Here is a 4,839-nt window from a genome sequence, read left to right as displayed (position 1 = left end):
TACAGCCATTTTCAAGGGAAAAATGTACCCAGTAGCCTCTTTTCAATTTTTTCTGAGAAGCGACCTGCAGTAAGGGTTTTGTTAATTTTTTAGTATTTCTGTATGGGGGAAGTTCAGATATATTGAGAAAATTGTTAAATATAGTACAACTAAAACCGAGAACAACATTACCCCAAGAAAGAAAGCAGCAAGACTCCTGATAAATTGACCTCTTGCGATGCTTTTTAGCCAGAGTATGTGCAAAAATACACAAGCAATTGAGAAAGCTATAGGAACTGACTGCATTTTGGCAAAGGGAGTAAGTCCTAGTATAAAACCCAAAGCAAATATCAGGTGATTAGGATTAGATGAATTACCAGCATAATATTTACAAACGATTAACAAGGCCACACTTAATATGGCAATTGAAAAATGTTCACTTGTATAATGCACATAGCCTGATTTTGTCATTAAGGCGACAGTGGTGACAACGGGAACTATTGCTATGCGAGAAAGGCTCTTATCGTAGAGAGTGGATAAAACATAATAAAGACAAACAATAGCAGCAATGATCATGATCAAGCCGATTACACGACTACTAGCATATTCAATTCTGAAACCGAAAAAAGCTGGTAGAGTCAGAGGATAAACATTGAGCGGCCCAGATGAACCTGCATCTACCCCACGCCAGAAAACTGGGTCTTTCAACAATTTTATCGCACCTGCAATAAACTGCGCCTCGTCTGGGTCTAGCATGGGTGACAAGAAGCCTGGCCAGCGTGCTGCTAAAATAAAAGTCACTAAGGAGATAATAAATATTAGATTTGACAATAAAAATTTCTGGAGCTTACCCGTGGGAGTTCTCAGGAATATGAGAGGAGAAAAAGTGAAAAAAATGAAGATAATAAAAGTGACTATTACCGATATTCTGTAAATAATTGACAAAGATTGAATACTTGCCAAGTTGCTCAGTAGCCACCAGCGTAAATCAATTTGGTTATTTACCATTTTTTCACTACTCTATTTTCTCACATAAATCCGAATGCCCTCAACTTCATCCACCATGCGATAGTTATTTTCAATCACAGTGGCGATTTCGGGATAGGCATCGTGACGATAAATCTTCTTCTCGCCAGCCATCGCATCGACAAAAACCTTTGATTTTGACTTTAATAGATCGTCGGCGAAGAGTTTTAGATAATAAGCCTCATCGGGATTATTATAAAGCGCCCGTTCCATCGCACTGCCTCTGACTCCCTGATACAGTCCAGTCTCGATATATAGATCATTCCTCTTGCCCCAGACCGCGATTGAATCAGTTGGTGAAGCGTATTGCAAGATTGTCCGCACGAGGGGAGTTTGATAATCCTGAAGATATTTTTGGCGTTGAGAGAGATAGGGGTGTTCGCTTTTGATCAAGTTATAGCTCTGTAGGAGGCTGGCCGCAATCATCAATAGCAATATCAAAAACTTTATCTGTTTATAAAAAGCATTATTCTCCGACAATTTAAAAATTTCTCCGATTACCACACCGATCAAAAAACCACAGGGGAAGACAAGAAAAAGAAGATAATGCGGGAAAAGATTACCGGGGCGAACTACGACATAAATAGAAACTACTACGATAAATAGGCTGTAGAAGAAGAAGATAAAAGTATTTGTAAACAATAGCTTTCGCCGCACCATACTTTCCCTAAAAAACAAAATCGTTGCGGCGATGAGAAAAATCGAGGTAATTTGAAATAGTGAACTTGAGTTTAATCGTTTACTACTAGCCATTGATATAAATTGGCTGAACTTTTCCCCGAAGGTTAGGTTCGATAGATTGGCATAAAATAAAAAATTCTGGAGGATATAGCTTCTCCAGAAATCCCCAAACGTTGAAAAAAGAATCAAAAAAAAGAGATTGATAGCAGAAAACAGCAATAAGCCTAAGGCAAGCGTGGCTAAACTTTTAAGAAATTGTCGGAGACTTTCTTTTTTTGTCCAAAGTATGTGAGCGAAAATTAAAGTGATTGCCAGCGCGACGGGAAGACCCTGCATTTTTGCATAGGGCATCATTCCGATAACTGCACCAAAGATAAAAACCATGCGATCACTAAACTCGCGGGTGTAAACGTAGCAGGTCATCCAAAGAGCAGCACTTAAAATAGCGATCGGGAAATGTTCGCTGCTATAGTGAACGAAATTACTGTGGAGTGCCAAAGAGAAAAATAAAACAACTGGGATAGTCGCAATACGGGCGACTCGATTATCGTATAAATATTTAAGCGAGTAATAGAAAAAAATAACGGACAGAATCACTAAAAATAAGCCGATAACTCGAGCGCTGGCGTAATCGATGCGAATATTCAATAGTTTAGGAATAGTCAGGGGTATAATATTCAGCGGACCCGATGTACCAGTGTCAACTGATCGCCAGAAAGCGGTATCCTTAACCAGTTTCATCGCAGCGGCAATGAATTGATTTTCATCCGAATTAATAGAGGGAGCGAGTAAAACTGGCCAACGACCGGCGAGAATCGCTAACCCCGTCCACGCCAAAAAAACAGGTTCCGAGAAAACCCGCAAGACAAATCTACTAATCTTCGACTCGTTGAAGATTGTAGGAGAAAGCGCTAGAACGACAAATATGAATAATACAATAATCAGACTTATCCTATATAGATTAGGTAATCCAGAGAGGTTTTCTATTGCATTTAATAAAGATAAGCGTAAGTCAAAATTTTCCATGATCACTTGGGGCATTAGTTCGACAGTTATAGATTAGTAAAAGTTGATTCTTTCCCGTTCGACCACTAAAGGCCTTTTTAAAATTCTCATGTGCATTAAGCCAATGTATTCCCCAATAATACCGATAAAAAATAGTTGCACAGAAGCGAGTAAAAATAGTCCGATCATGATTGGTGCGGTTCCTAAAGGAAAATAATCCCAGAACAACAATTTGGCGATTAAATAACCTAACGCCACTAGCAAACTCAAGAGGGACAAAGCAAAGCCTAACATGGTGGCCAGTCTGAGGGGAACTTGGGAGTGACTGGTAATACCCAGCATCGCCTCGCTATAGTATCGATAGAAGTTGTAACTACTAATACCCCGTTTTCGCCGTTGTTGTTGATACTCAAAAGAGAAACTTTCAAAACCCAACTCTTCAATGAGTCCCCTAAAATAGGGATAGGGATCGTTAATCTCTCGTAGAACATTGATGACTTTCTGATCGTATAACCCGAAACCTGTAAAATTTCTAGTAACTCTTATATCTGAAAGATTATCCATTAAATAATAAAAAATTTGTCTGGCAAAATAGAAAAAAGCTCCTTCTTTCATCGGAGTTTTAACCGCTTTAACAACTCTATAGCCTTCTTCCCACTTCTTGACAAATTCTAGGATTAATTCGGGAGGATCTTGCAGATCTGCTACGATAGGAATAACCGCATCTCCGTAACACTGGAGAATACCATGGTAACCAGAACGAACCGGACCGAAATTTCTAGCATTAACGATGACTTTTACCCTGGGGTCTTTTTGAGCAATTTTTTTTAATTCATCTACAGTTTTATCTTGGGAAGCGTTATCGATAAAAAGATGTTCGTACTCATAGTTAGGTAACTGATTAAAGACTTCTTTAAGTCGCAGGTAAAGGTCTTCAACATTCCCTTCTTCATTATAACAAGGGGTCATAATCGTAATTTTTTTCATTGTGATCCTTCCCTAAAAACAAATAGTTTCATTAAAATAAAAGAGATGACAGCCATGGGAAGAACCAAGATAGCACCCGCGATTAACATTTTAGTTTTTTGCTCGATGCCAATATCAATAGCATCAACAATTCTCAGGGCCTCAACGTTCAAGAGAAAAGTCACCACATAAACTAAGACAAAACGAAAAATCAATTTGTTGTTTTGGCTACCAAAAACCAGTCTTCCCGTGGTTTGAAAGTTAAATAAGACTCCCAGAATGGTAGCCAGCAAAGCAGCTAACTTGTAATCCAGCCCAATAAGAATGAGAGTGGCAAAGGAAAAATAACCAAACAGGGTATTTATTGCACCAACCAGCAAGAAACGGACAAATCTGTGTTTCTTGACAATGGCGACAAATTTATTCTTTTTAAGAAGATACATTTTACGATTTATCTCCAATAGACAGTTGCGATTTTTTATATGTTATGACAACCTTGATTTTATTTACAGGTAAATCCTCCATCAATAATTATACTTTGTCCGGTGAGGTAGGTATTGTCTTGCGAACACAGAAAAACAACTAATTTGGCGATTTCATCAGGTTGGGCTAGGCGCTGGAGGGGAATGGAAGCAGCAATTCCCGCCAACTGCTCAGGTGAGTTGTTAGCAAAAGTTAGCTCCGTCCCTACATAACCTGGACAGACTGCATTAACTAGAATACCATAGGTGGCGAATTCTAGAGCAGCACTGCGGGTTAGGGCGTTCAGTCCGGCTTTGGTGACAGAATAGACTGAAAATAGAACTGATGTTAAAAATTCTACCCCAGCCTGCGGTTTTCATGGCTGGAGAAAACCCTTTGATTAATTGCATGGGGGCGATAATCTCAGTCCCTTGATTCTCTAGAAATGAAGCTATAGTTACTCCAATTCCGCGAGAAGCTCCTGTAATTAGAGCTTTATGGTTTGTTAAATTTGTCTTGACACTCCCGTCGCTAAAAGCGAGGGATTCTTGGTTCACTGAGTTTCCTTAATCTGGCAGGACGTATCCAGCCAAACCAGAGGGAATCTCTCCCCAAGCGTATTAGTTTCGGTATGCCCTACCGTACTTAGTCCCTTTTTGAGAATATTGATAGCGGCGTGAATATCTCTATCTTCTACATAGCCACAATGGGGACAAACAT

At 39.3% G+C, this 4,839-nt stretch carries 6 protein-coding genes; all 6 read right to left on the bottom strand.

The window, feature by feature from the left end:
- Positions 1 to 81 precede the first annotated feature (81 nt).
- Positions 82 to 987 (bottom strand): hypothetical protein, encoded by a 906-nt coding sequence (locus IM500_RS00375; protein ID WP_287737361.1) that lies wholly within the window; start codon positions 985 to 987, stop codon positions 82 to 84.
- Positions 988 to 999: 12 nt separating this feature from the next.
- Positions 1,000 to 2,712, bottom strand: coding sequence for a glycosyltransferase family protein (locus IM500_RS00370; protein WP_287737359.1), 1,713 nt, complete (start codon positions 2,710 to 2,712; stop codon positions 1,000 to 1,002).
- Between the two features lie 33 nt (positions 2,713 to 2,745).
- The gene (locus IM500_RS00365) at positions 2,746 to 3,678 is read right to left on the bottom strand and encodes a glycosyltransferase family 2 protein (protein WP_287737358.1); all 933 of its coding nucleotides are present in this window, start codon (positions 3,676 to 3,678) and stop codon (positions 2,746 to 2,748) included.
- Positions 3,675 to 4,100 (bottom strand): GtrA family protein, encoded by a 426-nt coding sequence (locus IM500_RS00360; protein WP_272076323.1) that lies wholly within the window; start codon positions 4,098 to 4,100, stop codon positions 3,675 to 3,677. Before IM500_RS00360 ends, IM500_RS00365 begins: the two co-directional genes overlap by 4 nt.
- A 59-nt stretch (positions 4,101 to 4,159) precedes the next feature.
- The gene (locus tag IM500_RS00355) at positions 4,160 to 4,426 is read right to left on the bottom strand and encodes an SDR family NAD(P)-dependent oxidoreductase (RefSeq protein ID WP_239698090.1); all 267 of its coding nucleotides are present in this window, start codon (positions 4,424 to 4,426) and stop codon (positions 4,160 to 4,162) included.
- Between the two features lie 246 nt (positions 4,427 to 4,672).
- Positions 4,673 to 4,839, bottom strand: a 167-nt coding sequence (locus tag IM500_RS00350) for a zinc ribbon domain-containing protein (protein ID WP_287737362.1), incomplete at its 5' end; no start/stop codon positions are given.

Source organism: Microcystis sp. M179S2 (assembly GCF_020245805.1).
Taxonomy (GTDB): Bacteria; Cyanobacteriota; Cyanobacteriia; order Cyanobacteriales; family Microcystaceae; genus Microcystis; species Microcystis aeruginosa.
This window is presented reverse-complemented; position numbering and strand designations above follow the sequence as displayed.

Excerpts from the sequence above, each read along its gene's own strand:
- IM500_RS00370 (WP_287737359.1), bottom strand. The coding sequence starts at position 2,712 with ATGGAAAATTTTGACTTACGCTTATCTTTATTAAATGCAATAGAAAAC.
- IM500_RS00375 (WP_287737361.1), bottom strand. The coding sequence starts at position 987 with ATGGTAAATAACCAAATTGATTTACGCTGGTGGCTACTGAGCAACTTG.
- IM500_RS00365 (WP_287737358.1), bottom strand. The coding sequence starts at position 3,678 with ATGAAAAAAATTACGATTATGACCCCTTGTTATAATGAAGAAGGGAAT.
- IM500_RS00360 (WP_272076323.1), bottom strand. The coding sequence starts at position 4,100 with ATGTATCTTCTTAAAAAGAATAAATTTGTCGCCATTGTCAAGAAACAC.